Below are 21,961 nucleotides of genomic sequence, written 5' to 3' on the forward strand. Positions count from 1 at the left end.
TTACGCGACTATATTCTAGCCACAGCGCTGTCTCATCTGTGAATGGCTTTTGGGAGACCCTTACTCAGCCAGTAAAGCGTCAAGCATGCCTTTATATTTAGCAGCTTGCTTATCTTGCTTCAATCTTTCTGCACGGATGATAGCTTTAAAGTCCATCAATGCAGTATCAAAGTCATCATTCACAATAACGTAGTCGTACTCGTTATAGTGAGAAATTTCTGCTTTTGCTTCTGCCATGCGTTTTGCAATCACGGCTTCGCTATCTTGGCCGCGTGCGTTTAGGCGGCGCTCTAACTCACCATTTGATGGCGGTAGAATGAAGATGCTTTGCGCTAGTGGCATTTGCTCACGGATTTGACGAGCGCCTTGCCAGTCAATATCAAGGAATACGTCGATGCCTTTTTCAAGGTTTTCTTCGATCCATACACGAGAAGTGCCGTAGTAGTTACCGAATACTTCGGCATACTCAAGAAATTCTGATTTTTCAATCAACTCTTCAAAATGTTCTTTTTGCACAAAGTGATAGTGCACGCCATCTTGCTCACCTGGGCGCATACCGCGCGTCGTGTGAGATACAGATACTTTCATCGCGTATGTTGGATTGGTTTCCAGCATCGCTGAGATCAAGCTAGATTTACCAGCGCCGCTCGGTGCCGAGACGATATATAGAGTACCTTTGCCCATATGTAACGTTCCACATTTGGTTGGATGGTGCCGAAAGAAGAGTCGACTGTTTAAAGATAGCACTGACCAAGAAGAATCACGTAAATAGTGAAAATGAGGTCAGAAAAATGGAGGCGAAGAGTAGCACGATCACAAGGATCATAACAAGGAAAAGAAATGGCTTCACCGGTTAAAGCCATGCAAAAATGGCCAGAAGAAGGATCTTCGCTTGATGGCCATCATTGGTGGCTAGGTAAAAGGAGTGCGTGGCGAATTGATATGTGTGTGGTTGATTAAAAATAGTGTATGTAATGAAACAATCAAAGCAATCGTTTGCATTATTTCGCAATCACAAGTTAAAAAGCGTTGAACTTTTACTCTAAACCCTTACAATCCGCGCAAACGATTACGTGCTGTATATGTCTAGTGAATTGGACTGGACGTCTCTACCATCGAGCCTATCTCGGTGACTACAGTAAGTTGGCTTATTTTAGGCGAACTTTCTCTATATCAGCATGTGTACCCATCTTCTATTTAATTAAGTTGTAAGGTTACATTGTGAGTGTCGAATCTACCCTCAAAGCCCTGAAATCTTCTGGCATTCTAGAGTCGATCTTTAAGATCTCAGAACGAAAAACCACGGTTAGCACCGAGCTGTACGCTGGCTTTATTACCTTCTTGGCGATGAGCTACATTCTCGCGGTCAACCCAGCGATTTTGGGAGGTATTCCGGGGATGGATAAAGGCGCGGTGTTTACGGCGACGGCAATCTCAGCGGCGATTGCGACCTTGATTATGGGTATTTGGGGTAACTACCCAGTGATGCTGGCACCGGGCATGAGTATGAATGGCTTTTTCAAAGGCATGTTGCTCAGCGGTTCAGTGGCTGTGGTATGGCACGAAGCACTATTCGGTATTTTCCTCTCTGGTGTGCTGTACCTGATTTTGTCGATGACCAATATTCGTAAGGCGATGATTGAATCATTGCCTGAAGATCTGAAACTGTCGATCACGGTATCCTTGGGTCTGTTTATTGCGTTTTTGGGTTTGAAAAATGCAGGCATCATCGTTTCTAACCCAATCATTCTGGTCAGCATGGGTGATATCGCTAATCCGCAGGTATTGATTGCCTACATCAGTATCTTTATCGCCCTCGGTTGTATGGTGCGTGATATTAAGTTAGCGACCTTTATCTCTTTTGTATCAGCCATCGTATTAACGGTCATCGCGGATGTCATGCTAGGCACCAACTACGCGCCAATTCCGGATCAAATCGTGTCAATGCCGCCGAGCATGGACAGCACTTTCGGTGCGATTTTCGATTTATCGGGTATTACCATGGATAAGTGGTTTGATTTACTGTTTATCGTGGTGATCTTCCTAATTGTCGATTTCTTTGATGGCCTTAGCACCATCATTGGCGTAGGCCGTGATGCCGGTATTATTGATGAAGATGGCAAAGTGCCAAACGCTCGTTCTGCGCTGGTTGCCGATGCGGGCGGTACCGTAATTGGCTCTATTCTTGGCACGACCTCTATCACGGCATTCTCTGAGTCAGGTATTGCTTCTTCGCAAGGCGCGAAGACCGGTTTAGCTGCAGTATTGGTGGCGGGCATGTTCATGCTGTCGCTATTCCTTTACCCGCTGTTCTCGATCTTCTCTGCAGCGATGGTGGCCCCTGCGATGGTTGTGGTTGGGATCTACATGATTGGTCGTTTAGGCCAAATCAACTGGGATCAGAAAGAGTCACGCATTTCAGCTTTCTTTACCATCATGTTTACCGTGTTGAGTTTCTCGCCAGCGAACGGGATGGCGATGGGCTTTATTAGCTACTGTTTCGCCATGGTTGTGGCTGGCCGAGCGAAAGAAGTACACCCAGCAATTTATGTGTTGTCGTTGGTGTTCCTTGCGTACTTAGTGTTGTTGTAACCCGAACAGCCGCTATTGGTATTAAAACTGCAAAATAAATGGCCTTGCGCTTTGCAAGGCCATCCCTCTTTCATAAAGCCGTGATAAAATTAACCATTAGATGTTAATTATTGATGAGCTTGAACCATGCCTTCTAATCTTCCTAAGTCGTTCAGTCGACCGTTTTTAAAAGTATTCCATATTTTGGAAGCGATACTCTTGGTCGCGATTACGCTAGCCACCTTATTCGCGATGGTGGAAGAGTTTGTGCATGTTTTTGTCGAAAGACGCGTGCAGTTAACCGATATCTTGTTGATGTTTATCTATCTTGAAGTCTTGGCGATGGTGCAGCAGTTTGTGATGAACGGTAAGATCCCGGTGCGCTACCCAATCTATATCGCCATGATGGCGATTGCTCGTTATATCACTCTGGGGATGAAAGAGCTCGATGCCACCTTGATTGTATGGCTATCACTGGCAGCCTTTATTCTTGCCGCCGCGACCTTATTGATCCGTGTTGGTCACCACTATTGGCCATACATCGACGGACGTACCACCGAAAAAGACGAATAGTCGAACATGGTCGCTTAGAGCCTCGCAATTGCGGGGCTTTTTAGTGAGTGAGTTAGAGTTATTGATGAATTAATCAGAATAGTTGCGGTAACGCAGACACTAAGCGATGACGTCATCGAATTTTTGGTTCAAACTAATCACTCACATTTAATTTTGTTACCCGCACGCATTTGCAGATAAGACGGGTATATCGTTGATACGCATTTAAAACACAACGTGAGTCGTCTGTACTCTAGATAGTCAGTGTTAGGAGCGTTAAAGCTCGCTTTTGAGGTAGTTATGCAAGGTATTCTTTCCATCCAGTCTCATGTTGTTTATGGCTGTGCCGGCAACAGTTCAGCGGTATTCCCACTGCAACGTTTGGGGCATATCGTGTGGCCGATTCACACCGTGCAATTCTCTAACCATACCCAATACACCCAAGGTTGGACGGGTAAGGTGATGCAGCAAGGTGATATCACGGCATTGGCCGATGGTTTAATCAATATCGATGCCGCGCGTAAAGTAAAAGCAGTGATCTCTGGTTACATGGGCAGCGGCGTGCAAGCCGATGAAATTTTGGCAACCGTTGAGCGCGTTAAGCAGCACAACCCACAAGCGCTTTACGTGTGCGATCCTGTGATGGGTGATCCGGAGAAAGGTTGTATTGTCAGCCCTGAAGTGACTGAAGCCTTATGTGAACGAGTCATGAAAAAAGCTGACATCATTGTGCCAAACCAATTTGAATTAGCGCGTTTTACCGGCATTGAAATTCATGATTTGGACAGTGCGATTGAAGCGTGTCAGCTTGCGCTAACCATGGGGCCAAAGATTGTCTTGGTTAAACATCTACACTGCGCTTCTAAACAAGATTTCACCATGCTGATGGCGTGTGATGAAGGACTCTTCTTGGTTACACGTCCACTATTGGATTTTGTGCGCCAGCCTGTGGGCGTGGGTGATTTGATTACTTCTATCTTTACCGGTCACTATCTGAACAACAATGATCCAATCTTATCGTTTGAGCTGTGCAATACAGCTGTGTACAGCGTGCTAAAAGAGACTGCAGAACGTAATGAGTGGGAATTGCAGATTGTTCCTGTGCAAGATGCGGTTGCCAGCACTGACGAACCGGCGTTTAAAGCACAAAAGATTGAGCGTTAGATTCTAGCGTGCCTAAAATTAAAAAGCCCTGCACCGTTGCTTAAAACAGTTCAGGGCTTTTTGTTCTCTGGAATATCGTAATACGATTACTCGATATTCTGGATCTGTTCGCGCATCTGTTCGATTAGAACTTTTAGTTCAACACCTGATGCGGTGATATCAGTGCTGATTGATTTTGACGCTAGCGTGTTTGATTCACGGTTGAACTCTTGCATCATGAAGTCCAGTTTACGGCCACAAGCGCCGCCTTTCTTCATTACAGCCAAAGTCTCTTTTACGTGAGAATCTAGGCGATCCAACTCTTCCGCCACATCTGATTTTTGCGCCAGTAAGATCAGCTCTTGTTCAACGCGTGAGCCATCAAGATCAACTTTCGCATCTTCAAATTTACCCAGTAGGCGCTCACGTTGCCACACAAGAATTTCAGGCATGCGCGCACGTACTTTCACTACTTCATCAGTGATGGCGGTTAAACGCTGCTCGATCAGCGCTTTCATGTTGTCGCCTTCACGGCCACGCGCTTCGATAAACTCGTTGATGGCATCATCAAAGCCAGCAAGAAGGTCTTTGTTTACGCTGTCCATGTCTTGCTCTGGGGTTTCCATTACACCAGACCACTGCATGACTTGGAATGGGTTAATACGGCTGTCATCACCGGTTAATGCCATCACTTGCTTTGCTGCATTGATTACTTGTTTGGCTAGCGTTTCGTTGATGGTCAGATCGCCTTGCGCTGCAGGGTTTGCTTCAAAACGTAGGTGACACTCTACTTTACCGCGCGCTAGACGTTTGCGAAAACGGTCGCGTAGAATTGGCTCAAGGCCACGGAACTGTTCTGGTAGGCGGAAGTAGGTTTCAAGGTAGCGTTGGTTTACGCTGCGAATTTCCCATACTGCGGTGCCCCAGTCGCCTTTCACTTCTTTACGGGCATAAGCTGTCATGCTGTAGATCATCGAATTTTCCTGTCTTATATATGCTGAAAATTAACCCTGAGATAGTAGCACAGTTGGCGTAGCAATCTTGCGGTCTATTATTGCTTTATGAGGATGAGAGGGATTTGAGCATGTAGCTTTACTCGCCAGTCCCACTCTTTTCCGCTATAATCTTGCCCCAACCAAACGTTTCCCCTGCTTATTAAGGTACATGCCCATGCGTCCAAATGACCGCAAGGCGGATCAAATTCGCCCAATCAAAATTACTCGTAACTATACTGCGTATGCAGAAGGCTCTGTACTCGTAGAGTTCGGTAACACCAAGGTTCTTTGTAACGCTTCTATTGAAGAAAACGTACCGCATTGGATGAAAGGCAAGGGTAAAGGCTGGGTAACGGCTGAATATGGCATGCTGCCACGTGCAACGCATACGCGTAACCGTCGTGAAGCGGCAAGCGGTAAACAGGGCGGCCGTACCATGGAAATTCAACGCCTGATCGCGCGCAGCTTGCGTGCTGTGGTTGACCTAAAAGCGATGGGCGAGTTTATGATCACAGTTGACTGTGATGTTATCCAAGCAGATGGCGGTACACGTACTGCGTCTATCTCTGGTGCAAGTGTTGCGCTAGCAGATGCATTCCAACACCTGATTGAAAAAGGCAAGTTGAAGAAAAACCCAATGAAAGGCCATGTTGCGGCGGTTTCAGTGGGTCTGCTGGGTGATGACGTGTTGTGTGATCTTGAGTACGTTGAAGATTCAGCGGCAGACACTGATATGAACGTAGTGATGACCGAAGATGGTCGCATGATCGAAGTGCAAGGCACGGCAGAAGGCGAACCGTTCACTCATCTACAATTGCTGGCGCTATTAGAGTCGGCAACCAAAGGTGTGGCAGATATTGTCGCGGCGCAGAAGGCGGCGTTGGCAGAATAATCATTTTATAGCTTCCTTTCGGAGGCTATTTTTTTATTTTCGTCATAGATGGCATCAATGCGTTGTTAGCGTCGCTTCCTCACCCTAATCACATACTGGAGTATGCTCATAGGGATGAGGAATCTTGCTGCCTAGCCTTGAAACCATCTATTTAGAAAATGTTTCGTTATTGTTTATGAATAGTTTAGAGCACTAGACCTTTATTTAGAGAGTAAGAGATGAAAGCATACCAGCGTGAATTTATTGAATTTGCATTAGAGAAGGAAGTTTTAAAGTTTGGTGAGTTTACTTTGAAATCAGGCCGTAAGAGCCCGTATTTCTTTAACGCTGGCCTGTTTAATACTGGCCGTGATTTGGCGCGTTTAGGTCGTTTTTATGCGGCGGCGCTAGCAGACTCTGGTATCGAGTTTGATGTGTTGTTTGGCCCTGCTTACAAAGGCATTCCAATTGCGACGACGACAGCGGTTGCACTGGCTGATCACCATGATATGGATAAGCCTTACTGCTTTAACCGTAAAGAAGCCAAAGATCACGGTGAAGGTGGCAACCTAGTCGGTAGCGCACTTGAAGGCCGCATTATGTTGGTGGACGATGTGATCACAGCAGGTACGGCGATTCGTGAATCAATGGAAATCATTCAAGCGAATGGCGCCGACCTTGCGGGCGTATTGGTTGCGATTGACCGTCAAGAGAAAGGCAAAGGTGAGTTGTCTGCGATTCAAGAAGTGGAGCGTGATTTTAACTGTGAAATCATCTCAATTGTGAGCTTGATCGATCTGATCACTTACCTTGAAGAAAAAGGCACCAGTGCAGAGCATCTAGAAGCTGTCAAAGCGTACCGCGCACAATACGGCATCTAATAGCAAATTTTTTAAGCGAGATTTGCTACTACGTTCGTTGCTCACTGTTGCAAGTGACGGCCAATGAGAGCGTTGTTCATGGCTCATCGTCCATTGGTCATCCTAGAGAGCAGGAACGACGAGTCGGGGATCTGGTTTGATTAAAAAAGAAAAGGGGCTGATGGATATCCATCAGGCCCTTTTTGTTTTTTTGCTGTCGTATATTGTTTCGATGCTGCTTACTGTGTTGATAGTGCTTACTGATAGCGACAGGCTTTCTTCTTGCTTTGGTCTGCCATGGTTTTGAAACGCTTGTGTAGCCACATCCATTGCGATGGTGCGCGTAGGATAATCATCTCGACGTATTTGTTCATGTATGCCGCCGCGGCTGTTTCGTCTTTTTGTGGGTAATCTTGTTCGATAGAGATATCGGCAATGATTTCATATTTACCTTTCTCGTTTCTAAACCCAGAACCCGGGATGATTTTGCATTTGCTGGTGTAGGCAAGAATGCTGGTGCCAGTGGTGGTACAGGCATCTTCTACGGCAAAAAATGGCACGAAGACGGATTTGTTACGACCATAGTCATGGTCAGGTAAATAGAAGAGATGTTCACCATCGCGCAAGACACGAATCATCTGTTTGATGTCTTTGCGATCAATCAGTTTATTACCATTGTGGGTGCGGCCCCAATATTGGATGAAGTTGTAAGCGGGGTTATTGTGTGGGCGAAAAACGCCGTAGCCACCTAAGCCCATTACGCCTAATGCGCGAGCCGTGATCTCTAAGTTGAGCGCGTGTACGCAGCACAGCAGAACGCCTTGTTTTTCAGCGGTGTATTGGCGTAGCAGTTGAGTGTCTTTATCGACAATGATGCGCTTGAATCGCCATGTTGGCCAAAACCAAGTAATGCCGGTTTCAATTAAGGCGAGGCCGGTATTTTTGAAGTTGTCTTCGACGATGGCTTGGCGCTCTTGCTCGCTCTTTTGTGGAAAAGCGAGCTCAAGATTGCGTTGCGTGATATGAACTCTGCTTTTGCCATATTTCATACCGATGTGGCCGATAAATCGACCAAAGCGATAGAGCAGTGAGTAAGGAAGTATATTGACGATGATGGCTAAACATCCAAACCCCAACCAAACACCCCAATTGCGCGGGTGTAATAGTGATAAAGAAAAGGTTGGCTTGGCGTATTTATCGTTACTCATAAGTCACTATCCCAAACAGAGTTGCATGTTTAGATTTGAATAATTGATGGCTACCCGTTACTCAATTTGATTTTTTAGCAGGGCCCAGTATTCATCAAAGTTAGCGGTCGGTTGATATTTAAAGTCAGAACGCACGAAGCGATTGAGGCTGCCTTCTACCTGACCTAGCAATTGCGCGGCGAGGATGCTTTCATCCACCGGGAACGATTTGCCTTCACGTAGTTTACGCTCACGCAGAATCTGACGCAAAGAGGTTTCAATTCGCTCGAATAACTGGTTAATACGCTCACGTAGACGCTCATTTTCAAACATCAGCGCGTGACCAGAGAGAATACGGGTAAGGCCCGGGTTACGCTCAGCAAAGGCGAGTATTAATTGTAGCACCAAGCGAATGCGTGTAAGGGTGTCTTTTTCTTCATCTAAAATGCGGTTGATGCGCGACATTAAAGACTCTTCGATAAATTCGATCAAGCCTTCAAACATGCGTGCTTTACTTGGGAAGTGTCGGTAAAGCGCTGCTTCAGAAACGCCAACTTGTTTCGCCAGTTTTGCAGTTGTAATACGAGAGGCACCCTCGTTAGATTCCAACATTTGTGCCAACGCTTGTAAGATCTCTTCTCGGCGATTGGTTTTTCTTGTTACAGCCATCAACGCTTCCTTTTATTACCACTTATTTAGCAAAGAAATGTTCACCCTACTTCCTACTTAAGCAAAGCAGGATCAAAGCAGGGTGATTAGCTCAAAAAAATTAAGAATTTCAGATTACAGTTTATCGGCAATCATCTGCAAAATTTGCTGCGCAATCTGTTGTTTTGATGCAAGAGTAAGTGATTGCTCACCCTCTTTCCAGTATACGGTAATGGCATTATCGTTACTATTGAACCCTTGCCCAGCAAGCGAGACATCATTCGCACAGATCATATCGAGATTCTTACGCTCAAGTTTGCTTAGTGCGTACTGTTTTACGTTTTGCGTTTCCGCAGCAAAGCCGACGGTAAATGGGCGATTTTCTGTCATGGCGGCGACGCTAGCCACGATGTCAGGGTTCTTGATCATCTTCACCGTCATCGCATCATTATCTGCCGTTTTCTTCAACTTATTGTCGGCTACGGTTTCTGGGCGATAATCGGCGACTGCTGCACAGCTAATGAAGACATCACTTTGCTGGGCGTGATTCATCACCGCTTGGTGCATATCCAAAGCGCTTTCAACGTTCACGCGTTGGCAGCCTTGTGGGGTAGCTAATGCCACCGGGCCGCTGACAAGTGTTACATCCGCGCCCAGTTTTTGTGCCATGTCAGCCAAGGCGAACCCCATCTTGCCTGAGCTGTGGTTACTGATATAGCGCACAGGATCGATCGCTTCACGAGTAGGGCCTGCGGTGATCAGAATCGATTTGCCTTTGAGTGGCTTATCGGCAAAAAATTGCTCACACAAACCGACTAATTGCATTGGCTCTAACATGCGGCCTGGGCCGACATCGCCACAGGCTTGCTCGCCAGCTGCGGGTCCCCAGATGTGCATGCCACGACGACTTAACGTCGCAATGTTCTCTTGAGTGGCTAAATTCAGGTACATCTGCTGATTCATCGCAGGAGAGACAGCAATCGGTGCATCGCTAGCAAGTACTAACGTTGTCAGCAGATCATTCCCCATGCCAGCGGCCATACGGGCAATTAGATCTGCCGTTGCAGGAGCAAGTAGCACCAAATCCGCCCATTTAGCCAGCTCGATATGGCCCATTGACGCTTCTGCTGCGGGATCTAATAAGCTATCAGAGACAGGTCTGCCCGAAACGGCTTGCATGGTGAGCGGGGTAATGAACTCTTTGGCTGCGTGCGTCATTACGACTTGCACTTGTGCGCCACGCTCAATCAGGCGACGGGTTAACTCGGCACATTTATAAGCCGCAATACCGCCACTAATACCAAGTAGGATTTTTTTTCCTGCGAGTGTTTGCATGTTTGAATCTCCAAATTTCTGCTGCCGATAATATCACAACCGCCGATGGGATTAAGTGTGATGACCTCCGCCGAAACAAACCTAAGTCAAACTAGTGAACAATAGTTCACCTAACTAGTACTAATTCGTTACTTACTTCACAGATAAAAAATAGAGTTAACGCAATATAAAAAGTATGTGAACCAATCAGATAACTTGCATGATTGGGGCGGGGGCACACAAAAGACAGGTAAAGAATATGGGATTTTCGCTTAAGAGCCGCAGTAAGTTGACACTGGTTACCATCATTCCATTGGTATTGATCACCACCTTGATTACGATGGTTTATTACTTCAACGGTTTAAAAAGCCTCGATAGTCAGCTGACCACTTATCGCCAAGAGCTTATCGAAGTAAAAAAAAGTGAACTGAAAGCGTTTCTGATGATGGGTGTGACGGCAATTAAACCGCTCTATGACACCGATGTTGATGGTCAAAATAAGCAGCAAGCCAAAGAGATTCTCAAAGCGATGCGCTTTGAAAGTGATGGTTACTTTTTTGCTTATGATTCACAAGGGGTTAATACCTTACATGCCATTAAGCCAGAGCTTGAAGGCAAGAACCTTATGGGGATGAAAGATGAAAACGGCGTCGGCGTGATTTCAGGTTTGATTGATGCGTCTAAAAATGGCGATGGTTTCCTCTATTTCTCATGGCATAAACCAACGATTGACGCTCAAGCACCGAAGCTCGGTTATGCCGAATATCTCAAAAAATGGGATTGGGTGTTGGGAACCGGTATCTATATTGATGATATCGATCTTCAAGTCGCCGCGTATCGTGAATCACGCATGCAAGCACTCAACTCGCAGACTTTTTCTGCCATCGTATTATCCTTTATTAGTTTGTTGATTACTTGCGCCGTGATAAGCGTGGTCATTTCTCGTGGTGTGAGACCGCTACAACACATAGCGGAATCACTGAAAGATGTTGCAGCGGGTGAAGGTAACTTAGCGGCGCGTTTAAAAGTTGAAAGTCAGGATGAAGTGGGAGAAGTGGCGCAGGCCTTTAATGACTTCATGGATAAACTCCACCCGCTTATTTCTGATATTCGTGGTAGTGCCGGTTCGGTAAAAGCGGCTGCAGGGCAATTGGATGGGCAAACGAGCCAAGCAAGTGGACAAATGCAGCGCCACTGCCTAGAAACCGATAAGGTCGTCACTGCGGTAACCGAGATGAGCATGACGGCCAAAGAAGTGGCCAGTAATACCAATGCCACTGCACAAGCTATTGATGATGCCAATGATCAGATATCAGATGCCCAACAAGAAGTGAACCACGCGATTGAAGGCATCAACCAATTAGTCAAAGACGTTAACCTCACATCAGAAGCCGTTTCAGACTTAAGTGCGCAAACAGAGCAAATCACCAAGGTGTTACAAGTGATTGGTGAAATTGCAGAGCAAACGAACTTGTTGGCACTGAATGCGGCGATTGAAGCGGCGCGAGCTGGCGAGCAAGGCCGTGGGTTTGCCGTCGTGGCCGATGAGGTGCGTTCGCTGGCGAGCCGCACGCAAAACAGCACCCATGAGATTGGCGATATGTTGAAACTGCTCCAAAGTGGCGTTTCGCGTGCGGTGACGACCATGGCAACCAGTCAACAACGTGGTGAGCAAACGGCGCAGGAGTCTAATCAGATCCAAGATACGTTGGCGGCGGTGCAGTTTTCAGTATCCACTATTCGTGATATGGGGCTACAAACGGCTTCTGCGGCGGAAGAGCAAAGCGCAGTAGCGGAAGAGATTAATCGCAACTTGGTTGAGATTCAGCACATCGTCAATGAAATTAATCAAACTCTACAGCAGTCGGAGTCGATCAGTTCTCAATTGACCAGCTCGGGCGATGAGATGCATCGCTTAGTTGGGCACTTCAAACTTTGATGACGCACGCAATTACATCGTTTCGTTATCTCTGATAGGAAAAGCGAAAGCCAATTACCGCTTTCGCTTTTTATTTTGTTCAATGACCACTCTGACACACAATCGAGAGTGGCTGAGCATCATGCCGACAAAATGTTTACCCAATAACGTAATGCCGCGTGAAAAACTGCTTTCGCATGGCCCTGCCTCTTTAACGGATACTGAGTTGCTGGCGATTTTTCTTCGTACCGGCACCCAAGGGATTAATGTGCTGGAGTTGGCGGATCGGCTACTACGTGAGTTTGGTTCGTTGAGAAGTTTGTTTGCCGCCTCAGAAGAGCAGTTCTGCACTCAGAAAGGGCTGGGCAAAGCAAAGTATGTACAACTGCAAGCCAGTTTGGAGATGAGTCAGCGCTATCTTAATGAGACGCTCAAGCGAGGCGATGCCCTGACCAGTCCGCAACAAACTAAGTTATTTTTGTCGAGTTTATTGCGCGATCGCCAGCGTGAAGGCTTCTATATCTTGTTTCTCGATAGCCAGAATAGAGTGATTCGCGGTGAATTGATGTTTGAAGGCACGATAGATTCCGCCTCGGTTTACCCTAGAGAGGTGGTTAAGCGCACCTTAGATCATAATGCAGCGGCATTGATTCTGGCGCACAACCATCCCTCAGGCGTGGCTGAGCCCAGCCAATCAGATCGCCGCATTACCCGCCGATTAAGCGATGCATTGGCTTTAGTCGAGGTGCGAGTATTGGACCATTTTGTGGTAGGGGACGGTGAAGTGGTTTCTTTTGCGGAGCGCGGGTGGATATGAATCACAATTTTAGTTGTGAGTTCGGCTAAATCTAAGTACAATCCATCGACATTTTTTAGACTAAATTCAGCTCTGCTTAAAAAAAGATCACAGAAATCTACAAAAAGGATCTGTTCGGGTATTGAGCAATGCTAACCAAGTTAGTATAATGCGCGACCTTTGATAGCCTTGTATAGACTTTCTATAGCGGATCTAAACCTCTATCCTTCTGTTTAAGAAATAGAAGAGGTTCGGCCACCAAGGTTGATATCGAGCTGAAACGATTTTGGAGAAGACATTATATGTCACGAGTATGCCAAGTAACTGGTAAGCGTCCAGTAACGGGTAACAACCGTTCACACGCACGAAATGCTACTAAGCGTCGTTTTCTGCCGAACCTACAAACTCATCGTTTCTGGGTAGAGAGCGAAAAACGTTTTGTTAAACTACGCCTTACTGCAAAAGGTATGCGCATTATTGATAAGAAAGGCATCGATGCTGTTCTTGTTGACATTCGTGCACGTGGCGAAAACGTTTAAGAGGAAAATAGGCAATGGCAAAGAAAGGCGTTCGTGAGAAAATTCGTCTAGTATCATCTGCTGGTACTGGTCACTTCTACACAACTGACAAGAACAAACGTAACATGCCTGGCAAATTTGAGATCAAGAAATTTGATCCAGTAGTTCGCCAACACGTTATGTACAAAGAAGGCAAAATCAAGTAATTGATTCTTCTTTGAAGCTTCTACTAGAAGTTTGAACGATAAAACCCAGCTCTCGAGCTGGGTTTTTTATTATATGTACTAAGTAGTCATAAGGATGGATTGGCATGAAATGGTTGGTAAGTGGCTTAAAACTGGGCGCACTCGTTTTTTTGGCTTGGATTATTAATATTGCGTTGGGTTATGAAGCTAAATTGGACAGTTTGATTTTACTGTCAATTACGGTTGCATGGATGAAAACGAACCGATTCGGTTCTTGGCTGTTCACCGCTCTGGTACTTACGGCTACATTCTACATTCCAGTGTCATGGAATTATGCTCACCCTAATTTAACCATTGTCTCCTCCCTTATTGAAACCAATTCCTCTGAAGCTTTAGAGTTCTTCCAAGATTTAGAAATCAGTACGTTGGCTATAGCTGTAGTTTTTGCAGTGATATCTTTTGGCTTGTTTAAGTTTATTCCTAAAATCCAAGGTGTGAAAACGTCGGCATTTTGTTTGGTTTTGTTTTCGTTTTTATTGCTCGATAAACCGATTAGAACGATCATGGATCGAAACATTGAGGACAATTATACCCAAGCACTGCTCTCGAATATGCGTTATGCACCAGTGCGTTTTTTTTACGACTGGTATGACTCATACGATAAGTATCATCAATACAATGCGCAGATTATGGCGCAAAAAGAGATTCCATCGTCTTGGGTGATCACAAATAAGCCGCAACAAGAGAGCAATACCATTTTTGTTATTGGCGAAAGTGTTCGTAAAGACTATATGAATGCCTACGGTTTTCCGCTAGATAATACGCCATTTATGTCGACAGCAAAGGGTGAGCTTTGGCAGGATTTTCTTTCTCCTGGGCCGAATACATTTACTTCGGTAATGCGTTTCGTTACGTTGAACGATGGGCTTAATATTGAGTTAAATAATAATATTAACACCTTAGCAAAGGCTGCTGATATTGAAACGTTCTGGATCTCTAATCAAGGACGGATGGGTGAATTTGATACTGGGATCAGTGCAATTGCGAATTACGCTGATCATGTGTCATTTACTCGCAGCGGTAGTTTCAGAGATTCAAATGTTTATGACTCGACACTACTGACAAATATTCAGCAAGCTTTGGCCAGCAGTGGTAAGTCCAAGTTGATCGTGGTGCACTTGATTGGTTCGCATCCGCGCTTTTGTGATCGTATTGAGGGTGAGGTTAAATTTAACTTCAATGGTGACAAAGTTTCTTGTTATATAGAATCGATTAAACAGACTGACTCTCTTTTAGCCGATATTGACTCAATGGCTCAGCAACAAGCTCTGCCTTATCGCTTACTGTATGTTTCTGATCATGGTTTAGGGCATCGAGATAACGGGCAAAATTTACGTCACGATCCCGCGATTAAGCAATCTTACCAAGTGCCGTTGTTTATTACCGGTTCTTCATTTGAATCGAGAGAGTTGATTTCGTCGCCACGTAATGGTTTCTCACTCATTAAAGCGCTTTCGGAGCTCATGGGGGTTTCTAGCCAACGATTGGATGCATTGCCATCTTTTTTCTCATCCTACCAAGATCAGCCGATAGTGAATAATGGTGAGGGAGAGTTGATTGACTTAGGTGAATTGAGAGATGATCCGATTCAATTATAAAGCGAAATAAAGCAAAGCATTTTCTTATTACGGTTTAGGCTTACTAAGCCGTATTTTAGCTTTAGCTACTAATCATAAGGAATTGATATGTCCAAACTGACTCAAGGGCGTCGTCGTTGGAATAACAGATTGATTTTAGGTGTGTTGATTTTTATGTTGGTGCTTAACCTACCCACATTGATCAAAACCTACTTATTAGATGATTCTACTGAAAGTGAGCATCCTTATCTACTCAATCCAAGCCAAGATCTACACGCCTTAAATGCTACTCAATGGTCGTTAACCAGCGAGCAAGGCGTGTGGCAACTGAATATTCCATCATCGATTTCGGCCCAAGAGTTAGCGCAACGCTGGAAGGGGGTCGTAGGCACTGAAATTACCGACGAAAATTATCAGTCTTTAAAGGCTAATCTTACCTCGCCGCAGTCAATTGAAGCTTGGTATGTTGATCAAGAAGAGCCGCAAAGGATCACTTATTACCAGTTACCTCAGTTTTGGTTATTAAAGAACTGGCAAGACAAATGGATTGCTGTGACGGTTGAATCAAGCTATCTATTGCCGATCTATAACCCATCATCAGAGAAATAGCGGAGATTATTGTGCCTGAATTACCAGAAGTTGAAGTGAGCCGGATGGGTATTTCGCCTCATTTGGTCGGCGAAACGATTCGTAGTCTGAATTTTCGCACGCCTAAGCTACGTTGGGATATTCCTGCTGAACTGAAACAACTGGAAGGGCAGGTGATTCGTGATATTCGCCGTCGGGCAAAATACTTAATCATTGAAACTGATGCAGGTTGTGCGATTGTACATTTAGGCATGTCTGGCTCGCTTCGGGTACTCGATGCGGAGTTTCCGCCGAGCAAACACGATCATGTGGATTTACTGTTAACCAATGGTAAGTTACTACGCTACAATGATCCACGTCGTTTTGGTGCTTGGCTGTTTAGCCAAGATGGCGAACATGCTGTACTTAGCCATATGGGGCCAGAGCCTCTAACCGATGAGTTTAATGCGGAATATATGCTGCAAAAAGCATTGAATAAACGCGTTGCAGTAAAGCAGTTTATTATGGATAACAAAGTCGTGGTGGGTGTGGGCAACATTTACGCCAGTGAATCTTTGTTTAGCGCGAAAGTACATCCCACTCGCACGGCTGGCAGCTTAGCACTTGTTGAATGGGATCGTTTAGTTGCTGAGATCAAACAGGTTTTGACCACCTCAATCACGCAAGGCGGCACAACCTTAAAAGACTTTGCTCAAGCCGATGGTAAACCGGGATACTTTGCTCAAGAGCTGCAAGTTTATGGCAAAGCAGGCAAGCCTTGCCCAAGTTGTGGTGAAGAGATTGAAGCGCTCAAGATCGGCCAAAGAAATACGTTTTTTTGTTCGCACTGTCAGTTGTGAGGTTTTAAAATCGTTACAGCATTTGCCCTGATTTTTGAAAGTATTTCTGTGCCACCAGAAGTGAGATGAGACGCTCACGTTTCGTATCTTTGAATTGAGCTACCCATTGTTGAGCATTTTGGATAATGGCTTCTGCTTCTTCAGGGTGTGAGAGGTAATAGTCCATTTTTTTCATCCAGATCGGAAAAGTCATCTTTGACTTCAACAAAATGCTTACCCGCTTGCAGCCTACCTTCCATAAACCATGTTTCATAACGAAGTTTGGGTGTGAAGCACAGCGAATTTGAGGACATGATCCATTTTAGATTGGTAGCGACATCCATTCCCTCAAGGCTGAGAATGAACTTATATTCAAGCTGCTCAGCAATGGTCATGGATTTTTTCACATAGTTGAGTTGCCTCGGATCACTGTCTTTTATATCAACACGGCCAACATTACAGCGTGGATTAGCGCAGTGTGTGGCTAATAACAATCGTCGGTTAGGCCTAAAACCAGTCCCTCGCCATACCAGCATATCTTTCTTTTCACGGTAAGGTTTATCACTATCGATAAAGACATAGTGTCGAACAGCATTCAGTTTCAACAATACTGAGTTTTGATTGTCACCGTCAATGGGACGACTTTTTAAAAAGCTTGGCTCTGAAGGGACATCGATGACATCCCCATTGACATACTTAAAGGTGAATTTTTGTGGGAAGCACTGAATCACTTTGAGTAAATCATAGTAGTAAGCGCTGCCTCCTGTTTGTTTGAAATTTTTAACTTTGACTAAATCAACATCGCTTAACGAGAAGTTTGTGTTGTATTTGCAGTAATAGTTAACGCGGTCATTTAAGTAAGATTGATTGAAATTACCGCGTTGAGCGATAACTTTTACTCTAGCAAATCGAAATAAAGCGGCTGGTAGATGGGGCAGCAATCCATTTGATAAGTAGTATTTTAGTTTTTTCATACTGATTTTAGTTTAGCTAAAATGGCACTGTTTACTGAATTTGGCACAAATTGGGCGACATCGCCACCATGGGTCGCGACTTCTCGGACAATGGTTGAAGACAGGAAAGCAAACTCTTCCGCCGGCGTTAAAAATATGCTCTCTAAACCGGGTAGTAATTTACGGTACATACTGGTTAGGCCAAATTCGTACTCAAAGTCCATTGTGGTGCGCAGTCCACGAATCAGTACGTCACTCTGCTGTTCTTTTGCAAAATCAACCAGTAGGCCACTAAAGCCAATGACAGAGACATTGCTAAGATGGGCGCATGAGCTTTTAACCAGCGCAACCCGCTCTTCTAACGTGAACATGGTTTTCTTAGAAGGGCTTGCCGCGACGCCAATCGTGACGGAGTCAAACATACCGGCGGTGCGCTCAATTAAATTTAGATGACCATTGGTGATGGGATCGAATGTTCCAGGATAAATAACATTTTTACTCATCACATACCCCTGTTGTAAATTGATCAACGCCGTTCTCACAGCGAGTGAGTTTATTGTGGATGGTGTTTTCTAAGATGGCGTCGTTTTCAGCTAACGAGGCTCGAGAGTTTTCGTTATGGTAAAGGTGGTAGCCCACGCCGGAGAATTTAAGATATAAGCGTTCTTTACCCGCATTGAGCATGCGATGAACGAATTCACTGTCTTCTCTACCCCAACCGACAAAGTCCTGATTGAAACCATTCACCTCGATCACATCCGCTCGCCAAAATGCCATGTTGCATCCTCGAGTCGCTTTGTCGTTATTGCGTACGTATGAGAATACTTTACTGAGTAGACGGTTGGTAATGCAGTTTTTACGGTTGCGAATACCCTTTGTGAATATAGAGGGTACTAATCCGTGATGCATTATTTCTTGGCTGCAGGCTTCGTCTGTCAGAACTCGACCACCCTGAACAAAACGATTAGCCTGTGCGACTTGTTGGTGGGATTGAATGAAGGTAGGAGATAGCACCATATCACCATCGACCATGATCAGATAATCACTACTCGCTTTTGCTATTGCTCTATTACGACTCATTGCGAGCTGGAAGCCATTATCTTCGTGCCAACTGTGAATTAATGGAACGGGGAAGTCTGAGCTAAATTGGTCAATGAGCTGTTTTGTGTCCTCGCGGGAACCATCATCAGCAACAATCACTTCATCAGGCATAACAGATTGGCGTTTTACACTCTCAAGTACCGCTTTAAGGGCTTCTTTCCAATTATAAGTGGTAATAATTAAAGTGGTTTTCATGACTTCTTAGCCTGTTCACGTAAATAGAGATCGATGTATTTGACGAAGGTTGAGTGCATGCAAAGCCATGCGAGGATAAAGCCATGCTTACCATCTAAAAAACCACGCTTGATAATGTACATTTTAACAAAGCTGGCAAGGGCGTGAACAATCGCGGTCGTCAGGCCGGATTTTTTCTTTCCTTCGCGCTCATCTGTCCAGGCTTTTAGGTAGCCTGTGGTTTTATTGATGTAGTGATGTAAATGCTCATAAGTGTAATGATTTAAACGTCCATCCAGCTTAATGGTTTGGAAGCCATCATCTTCGACTTTCTCATGCACTAGTGCGTCATTGTAATGAGTATATTCGGTGCGATATAAACGCACGATCCAGTCAGGCGACCAACCAGAGTGATAAATGAATTTGCCAAAGGCGGCACTAAGGCGATTCACTTTATAAAGCACATTGGGTTTGTTTGCTTCTACCGCCGCTAAGATACTGGCTTTTAATTCAGGAGTGACCTGTTCGTCGGCATCAAGCCAAAGCACATAATCAGCAGTGACGTATTGCTGGGCGAGTTGACGTTGCTTGCCAAATCCTGGCCACTCTGAATTGGTGTAGAATTTGTCGGTGTATTGACGCGCAATTTCTTCTGTAGCATCGGTGCTACCAGAATCGAGCAGAACAATCTCGTCAACCCAACCTTTTACGGTATCTAGGCATGCTTGTAGGTGCTTTGCTTCATTTTTGACAATGAGAGCAACGGCTAAAGTTGGTTTAGACAAGAAAGTCTTCCTTTTGAGTCAATTTGAGAGCGTTAAGTTTACTGAGTTTGACGATGCAAATCTTCTACAACGCGATCAAACATTGTGATCACCTGAGCACTCGTGATGCGATTCATCGCTTTTTCATCTTTCGCTCTGGTACGCCAATCTAAATCCACGCTGTATTTTCCTGTTTCATCAAAGATAACCTCTTCATAAACAGAAACGGTGTAGTTTAGGTAGCGATAAGGGCCGACACGTTTAGGGTTATGGTGAGCATATAGACCAATAATAGGTGTTTGCATGGCGTTTGCCATGTGAGCTGGTCCTGTATCTGGCGCTATCACAATATCAACAATATCGATTAAAGCCAGCATTTGCATGATGCTGCTTTCTCCCACTAAATTAAGGCATGGTTCAGAAAGTAATGTTTGAATATCTTGCGCTAAATCGATTTCTACTTGAGCTGGGCTGCCCGCTAGAATGACATTCCAGCCGAGTTGGCGAGCATGCTGAATTACTTCTACATAACCTTGGGCGTTCCAGTTTTTGTAAGCTTTACTTGCTCCAGGTACAACCAATAGATTCGGTTTATCGAGGTTAATATTTGACTCTGCCCACTGTTTGTCAGCATTAGCGTAATGCAGTGACCAATCAGGTTCATTGAGCTCAACACCAATTTGTGTGGCAAAGGCCATTAAGCCATCGACCACATGTAAGGATGATGGAGAGGGCACCTTGCAGTTGGTAAACAGCGTTTGAAAGTCTTGGCTGCGTTGTTTATCAAAACCGAGCTTATATTTGGCCTTAATTCCAAGGGTAGCGATGCTGGCACGAATCGCATATTGCATGTGTAATAAGGCGTCGAATTCTCGGCCTTTCAGCTGTTGCCACAATGCTTTGTAGCCTTGCCAACCGGCTTTCTTATCAAACACAATGATTTCAATGTTTGCTACTGCTGCCAGCAACTGCGCCTCAAGCTTGCCTGTGATCCAAGTTATTTGGGTATTGGGCCATTGCTTTTGAATGGCTTGCACCGTTGCGATGGTATTACACACATCACCGATAGCAGAGAGGCGAAGTATGCATAGAGATTTAGGTGGAGCAGCGAACATATTAAATGCCTGAAGAGTAAAGATACCGACTCGCTAGATTATGCAGATACCTAAGATAAATGTAAAATATCCAACGTTGAAGGCTGAGATACCATAAGGCCTATCATAGATTACTTAAGTGAGACGATAGAATGACAGGCAAGCCGGGCAACACAGGAATAAAACGTATTTTCAAAGCAACAGGATACTCGATACAAGGATTAAAAGCGGCTTTTAAGTATGAAGCGGCGATACGTCAAGAGTTGGCGTTGTTATTGGTAGCATCGATTCTAGTGTGCGTTTTTGACGTTGGTGTTGTTGAACGTATTCTTATGCTTGGTGTTGCCTGTTTAGTTCTGATTGTTGAATTGCTCAATTCAGCGATAGAGGCCGTCGTGGACCGAATTGGTATTGAGCATCACGAGCTGAGTGGACGAGCAAAAGATATCGGTTCAGCCGCAGTGCTAGTGGCTTTGATTTTTGCCGCTTTTACTTGGTGCTATATCCTTTTAAGCCATTATGTATTTTAACTCGCTACGTATTTTAAGCCATTGCCGGAGTGCACGATGATTGAGACGATTAAAACAGAAAACCAGTGCATTTGGTTCGATAGCGATATTATTGATGCTAGTGACGCTGAAATTTTTGACGCTAACTATTGGCAGGCAAATAACAAAGTGGTTGGTAGTGCAAAAGGCCGAGGGACAACTTGGTTTGTCCAACTCGACTCTATGCAAGGTGCACTGCGTCATTACCGACGCGGTGGCTTATTCGGCAAACTGGTTGAAGACCATTACTGGTTTTCTGGCTGGGATAAAACACGCAGCGCAGCCGAGTTTTCGTTGCTACTCAGTTTGAGAGAAGCGGGTGTCAATGTGCCTAAGCCGATTGCCGCACGTGCGGTTAAATCAGGGTTAACCTATCAAGCCGATCTCTTGAGCGAACGTATTCCTGCTGCAAGAGATCTGGTGAGTATTTTGCAGGAAAAACCATTACCAACGGAAATCTATCAACGAATTGGCCTAGAAATTCGGAAAATGCATGACGCTGGCGTGAATCATACCGACCTCAATATCCATAATATACTGCTAGATAAGCAAGATAAGGTATGGATTATCGATTTTGATAAGTGTCACCAGCAAGAGGGTTATGACTGGAAGAGCGAAAATATGGCTCGCTTAAAGCGCTCTTTTATAAAAGAAGCAAAGAAAGCAAACCATGAATTTGACCATTGTGGTTTCAATATGCTGTTTAGTACTTGGTCAACATAATAT

Annotated in this window: 23 protein-coding genes, 1 pseudogene and 1 riboswitch; of the genes and pseudogenes, 14 read left to right on the forward strand and 10 right to left on the reverse strand. The window is 44.9% G+C overall.

Features of this window, described 5'->3' with window-relative positions; translation table 11 throughout:
• Nucleotides 1-60 precede the first annotated feature (60 nt).
• Complete coding sequence (gene gmk / locus RH88_RS13625; protein WP_005596953.1) at nt 61-684, reverse strand: guanylate kinase; 624 nt, start codon at nt 682-684, stop codon at nt 61-63.
• A 372-nt stretch (nt 685-1,056) separates the two neighbouring features.
• Nucleotides 1,057-1,156: riboswitch (purine riboswitch) on the forward strand.
• A gap of 65 nt (nt 1,157-1,221) precedes the next feature.
• On the opposite strand from gmk, the gene RH88_RS13630 reads away from it, so the two are divergent.
• From RH88_RS13630 to pdxY, 3 genes are all read left to right on the forward strand, one after another.
• Complete coding sequence (locus tag RH88_RS13630; RefSeq protein WP_005596956.1) at nt 1,222-2,592, forward strand: NCS2 family permease; 1,371 nt, start codon at nt 1,222-1,224, stop codon at nt 2,590-2,592.
• A 126-nt stretch (nt 2,593-2,718) separates the two neighbouring features.
• Entirely contained in the window at nt 2,719-3,144 is a 426-nt protein-coding gene (locus tag RH88_RS13635) for a phosphate-starvation-inducible protein PsiE (protein WP_005596958.1), read from the forward strand.
• 279 nt (nt 3,145-3,423) lie between these two features.
• On the forward strand, nt 3,424-4,287 hold the full coding sequence (pdxY, locus tag RH88_RS13640) for a pyridoxal kinase PdxY (RefSeq protein WP_005596960.1): 864 nt from the start codon (nt 3,424-3,426) through the stop codon (nt 4,285-4,287).
• An 86-nt stretch (nt 4,288-4,373) separates the two neighbouring features.
• On the opposite strand, the gene RH88_RS13645 is transcribed toward pdxY, so the two are convergent.
• Entirely contained in the window at nt 4,374-5,240 is an 867-nt protein-coding gene (locus RH88_RS13645) for a YicC/YloC family endoribonuclease (protein WP_005596962.1), read from the reverse strand.
• Nucleotides 5,241-5,436: 196 nt separating this feature from the next.
• Here RH88_RS13645 and rph point away from each other — a divergent pair, with 196 nt between their 5' ends.
• Both rph and pyrE read left to right on the forward strand, forming a co-directional pair.
• Entirely contained in the window at nt 5,437-6,153 is a 717-nt protein-coding gene (rph, locus tag RH88_RS13650) for a ribonuclease PH (protein WP_005596964.1), read from the forward strand.
• A gap of 218 nt (nt 6,154-6,371) precedes the next feature.
• On the forward strand, nt 6,372-7,013 hold the full coding sequence (gene pyrE / locus RH88_RS13655) for an orotate phosphoribosyltransferase (protein WP_005596966.1): 642 nt from the start codon (nt 6,372-6,374) through the stop codon (nt 7,011-7,013).
• 236 nt (nt 7,014-7,249) lie between these two features.
• On the opposite strand, the gene RH88_RS13660 is transcribed toward pyrE, so the two are convergent.
• The 3 genes from RH88_RS13660 to coaBC form a co-directional block, all read right to left on the reverse strand.
• A complete protein-coding gene (locus tag RH88_RS13660; RefSeq protein ID WP_005596969.1) occupies nt 7,250-8,200 on the reverse strand; it encodes a Kdo(2)-lipid IV(A) acyltransferase in 951 nt (316 codons plus the stop codon).
• Nucleotides 8,201-8,257: 57 nt separating this feature from the next.
• Nucleotides 8,258-8,848, reverse strand: a complete 591-nt coding sequence (gene slmA / locus RH88_RS13665; protein WP_005596971.1) for a nucleoid occlusion factor SlmA — start codon at nt 8,846-8,848, stop codon at nt 8,258-8,260.
• A 114-nt stretch (nt 8,849-8,962) separates the two neighbouring features.
• On the reverse strand, nt 8,963-10,162 hold the full coding sequence (gene coaBC / locus RH88_RS13670; protein WP_005596973.1) for a bifunctional phosphopantothenoylcysteine decarboxylase/phosphopantothenate--cysteine ligase CoaBC: 1,200 nt from the start codon (nt 10,160-10,162) through the stop codon (nt 8,963-8,965).
• A gap of 238 nt (nt 10,163-10,400) precedes the next feature.
• On the opposite strand from coaBC, the gene RH88_RS13675 reads away from it, so the two are divergent.
• From RH88_RS13675 to mutM, 7 genes are all read left to right on the forward strand, one after another.
• A complete protein-coding gene (locus tag RH88_RS13675) occupies nt 10,401-12,080 on the forward strand; it encodes a methyl-accepting chemotaxis protein (RefSeq protein ID WP_005596975.1) in 1,680 nt (559 codons plus the stop codon).
• Between the two features lie 121 nt (nt 12,081-12,201).
• Nucleotides 12,202-12,876, forward strand: coding sequence for a RadC family protein (gene radC / locus RH88_RS13680; RefSeq protein ID WP_005596977.1), 675 nt, complete (start codon nt 12,202-12,204; stop codon nt 12,874-12,876).
• A gap of 281 nt (nt 12,877-13,157) precedes the next feature.
• The gene (gene rpmB / locus RH88_RS13685) at nt 13,158-13,394 is read left to right on the forward strand and encodes a 50S ribosomal protein L28 (protein WP_004728407.1); all 237 of its coding nucleotides are present in this window, start codon (nt 13,158-13,160) and stop codon (nt 13,392-13,394) included.
• 14 nt (nt 13,395-13,408) lie between these two features.
• Complete coding sequence (gene rpmG / locus RH88_RS13690) at nt 13,409-13,579, forward strand: 50S ribosomal protein L33 (protein ID WP_005596979.1); 171 nt, start codon at nt 13,409-13,411, stop codon at nt 13,577-13,579.
• Between the two features lie 104 nt (nt 13,580-13,683).
• Nucleotides 13,684-15,216: a phosphoethanolamine transferase gene (locus tag RH88_RS13695; RefSeq protein WP_005596981.1), complete on the forward strand. Its 1,533-nt coding sequence runs from the start codon at nt 13,684-13,686 to the stop codon at nt 15,214-15,216.
• A gap of 87 nt (nt 15,217-15,303) precedes the next feature.
• The gene (locus tag RH88_RS13700) at nt 15,304-15,804 is read left to right on the forward strand and encodes a hypothetical protein (protein WP_005596984.1); all 501 of its coding nucleotides are present in this window, start codon (nt 15,304-15,306) and stop codon (nt 15,802-15,804) included.
• A gap of 11 nt (nt 15,805-15,815) precedes the next feature.
• Entirely contained in the window at nt 15,816-16,622 is an 807-nt protein-coding gene (gene mutM / locus RH88_RS13705; RefSeq protein WP_005596986.1) for a bifunctional DNA-formamidopyrimidine glycosylase/DNA-(apurinic or apyrimidinic site) lyase, read from the forward strand.
• Between the two features lie 13 nt (nt 16,623-16,635).
• On the opposite strand, the pseudogene RH88_RS13710 reads toward mutM, so the two are convergent.
• The 5 genes and pseudogenes from RH88_RS13710 to RH88_RS13730 all read right to left on the reverse strand — a co-directional run bounded on the left by RH88_RS13710 (nt 16,636) and on the right by RH88_RS13730 (nt 20,708).
• A pseudogene (locus RH88_RS13710) lies at nt 16,636-17,575 on the reverse strand (glycosyl transferase family 90).
• Nucleotides 17,572-18,057 carry a pantetheine-phosphate adenylyltransferase gene (gene coaD, locus RH88_RS13715; RefSeq protein ID WP_005596988.1) on the reverse strand — a complete coding sequence of 162 codons (486 nt, stop codon included), beginning with the start codon at nt 18,055-18,057 and terminating at the stop codon, nt 17,572-17,574. The pseudogene RH88_RS13710 and the gene coaD overlap by 4 nt, the downstream one beginning before the upstream one ends.
• Nucleotides 18,050-18,850: a glycosyltransferase family 2 protein gene (locus RH88_RS13720; RefSeq protein ID WP_005596990.1), complete on the reverse strand. Its 801-nt coding sequence runs from the start codon at nt 18,848-18,850 to the stop codon at nt 18,050-18,052. Before RH88_RS13720 ends, coaD begins: the two co-directional genes overlap by 8 nt.
• On the reverse strand, nt 18,847-19,614 hold the full coding sequence (locus tag RH88_RS13725) for a glycosyltransferase family 2 protein (protein WP_005596991.1): 768 nt from the start codon (nt 19,612-19,614) through the stop codon (nt 18,847-18,849). Before RH88_RS13725 ends, RH88_RS13720 begins: the two co-directional genes overlap by 4 nt.
• 38 nt (nt 19,615-19,652) lie before the next feature.
• Complete coding sequence (locus RH88_RS13730; protein WP_005596993.1) at nt 19,653-20,708, reverse strand: glycosyltransferase family 9 protein; 1,056 nt, start codon at nt 20,706-20,708, stop codon at nt 19,653-19,655.
• A 131-nt stretch (nt 20,709-20,839) separates the two neighbouring features.
• On the opposite strand from RH88_RS13730, the gene RH88_RS13735 reads away from it, so the two are divergent.
• Complete coding sequence (locus tag RH88_RS13735) at nt 20,840-21,217, forward strand: diacylglycerol kinase (protein ID WP_005596995.1); 378 nt, start codon at nt 20,840-20,842, stop codon at nt 21,215-21,217.
• Between the two features lie 36 nt (nt 21,218-21,253).
• On the forward strand, nt 21,254-21,958 hold the full coding sequence (locus tag RH88_RS13740; protein WP_005596996.1) for a 3-deoxy-D-manno-octulosonic acid kinase: 705 nt from the start codon (nt 21,254-21,256) through the stop codon (nt 21,956-21,958).
• Nucleotides 21,959-21,961: the final 3 nt, after the last annotated feature.

The sequence above is a fragment of the Vibrio scophthalmi LMG 19158 genome (assembly GCF_000222585.1).
Taxonomy (GTDB): domain Bacteria; phylum Pseudomonadota; class Gammaproteobacteria; order Enterobacterales; family Vibrionaceae; genus Vibrio; species Vibrio scophthalmi.

Coding starts and splice junctions, on each gene's coding strand:
- gmk (WP_005596953.1), bottom strand. CDS start 684: ATGGGCAAAGGTACTCTATATATCGTCTCGGCACCGAGCGGCGCTGGT.
- RH88_RS13635 (WP_005596958.1), top strand. CDS start 2,719: ATGCCTTCTAATCTTCCTAAGTCGTTCAGTCGACCGTTTTTAAAAGTA.
- pdxY (WP_005596960.1), top strand. CDS start 3,424: ATGCAAGGTATTCTTTCCATCCAGTCTCATGTTGTTTATGGCTGTGCC.
- RH88_RS13645 (WP_005596962.1), bottom strand. CDS start 5,240: ATGATCTACAGCATGACAGCTTATGCCCGTAAAGAAGTGAAAGGCGAC.
- rph (WP_005596964.1), top strand. CDS start 5,437: ATGCGTCCAAATGACCGCAAGGCGGATCAAATTCGCCCAATCAAAATT.
- pyrE (WP_005596966.1), top strand. CDS start 6,372: ATGAAAGCATACCAGCGTGAATTTATTGAATTTGCATTAGAGAAGGAA.
- RH88_RS13660 (WP_005596969.1), bottom strand. CDS start 8,200: ATGAGTAACGATAAATACGCCAAGCCAACCTTTTCTTTATCACTATTA.
- slmA (WP_005596971.1), bottom strand. CDS start 8,848: ATGGCTGTAACAAGAAAAACCAATCGCCGAGAAGAGATCTTACAAGCG.
- coaBC (WP_005596973.1), bottom strand. CDS start 10,162: ATGCAAACACTCGCAGGAAAAAAAATCCTACTTGGTATTAGTGGCGGT.
- RH88_RS13675 (WP_005596975.1), top strand. CDS start 10,401: ATGGGATTTTCGCTTAAGAGCCGCAGTAAGTTGACACTGGTTACCATC.
- radC (WP_005596977.1), top strand. CDS start 12,202: ATGCCGACAAAATGTTTACCCAATAACGTAATGCCGCGTGAAAAACTG.
- rpmB (WP_004728407.1), top strand. CDS start 13,158: ATGTCACGAGTATGCCAAGTAACTGGTAAGCGTCCAGTAACGGGTAAC.
- rpmG (WP_005596979.1), top strand. CDS start 13,409: ATGGCAAAGAAAGGCGTTCGTGAGAAAATTCGTCTAGTATCATCTGCT.
- RH88_RS13695 (WP_005596981.1), top strand. CDS start 13,684: ATGAAATGGTTGGTAAGTGGCTTAAAACTGGGCGCACTCGTTTTTTTG.
- RH88_RS13700 (WP_005596984.1), top strand. CDS start 15,304: ATGTCCAAACTGACTCAAGGGCGTCGTCGTTGGAATAACAGATTGATT.
- coaD (WP_005596988.1), bottom strand. CDS start 18,057: ATGAGTAAAAATGTTATTTATCCTGGAACATTCGATCCCATCACCAAT.
- RH88_RS13720 (WP_005596990.1), bottom strand. CDS start 18,850: ATGAAAACCACTTTAATTATTACCACTTATAATTGGAAAGAAGCCCTT.
- RH88_RS13730 (WP_005596993.1), bottom strand. CDS start 20,708: ATGTTCGCTGCTCCACCTAAATCTCTATGCATACTTCGCCTCTCTGCT.
- RH88_RS13735 (WP_005596995.1), top strand. CDS start 20,840: ATGACAGGCAAGCCGGGCAACACAGGAATAAAACGTATTTTCAAAGCA.
- RH88_RS13740 (WP_005596996.1), top strand. CDS start 21,254: ATGATTGAGACGATTAAAACAGAAAACCAGTGCATTTGGTTCGATAGC.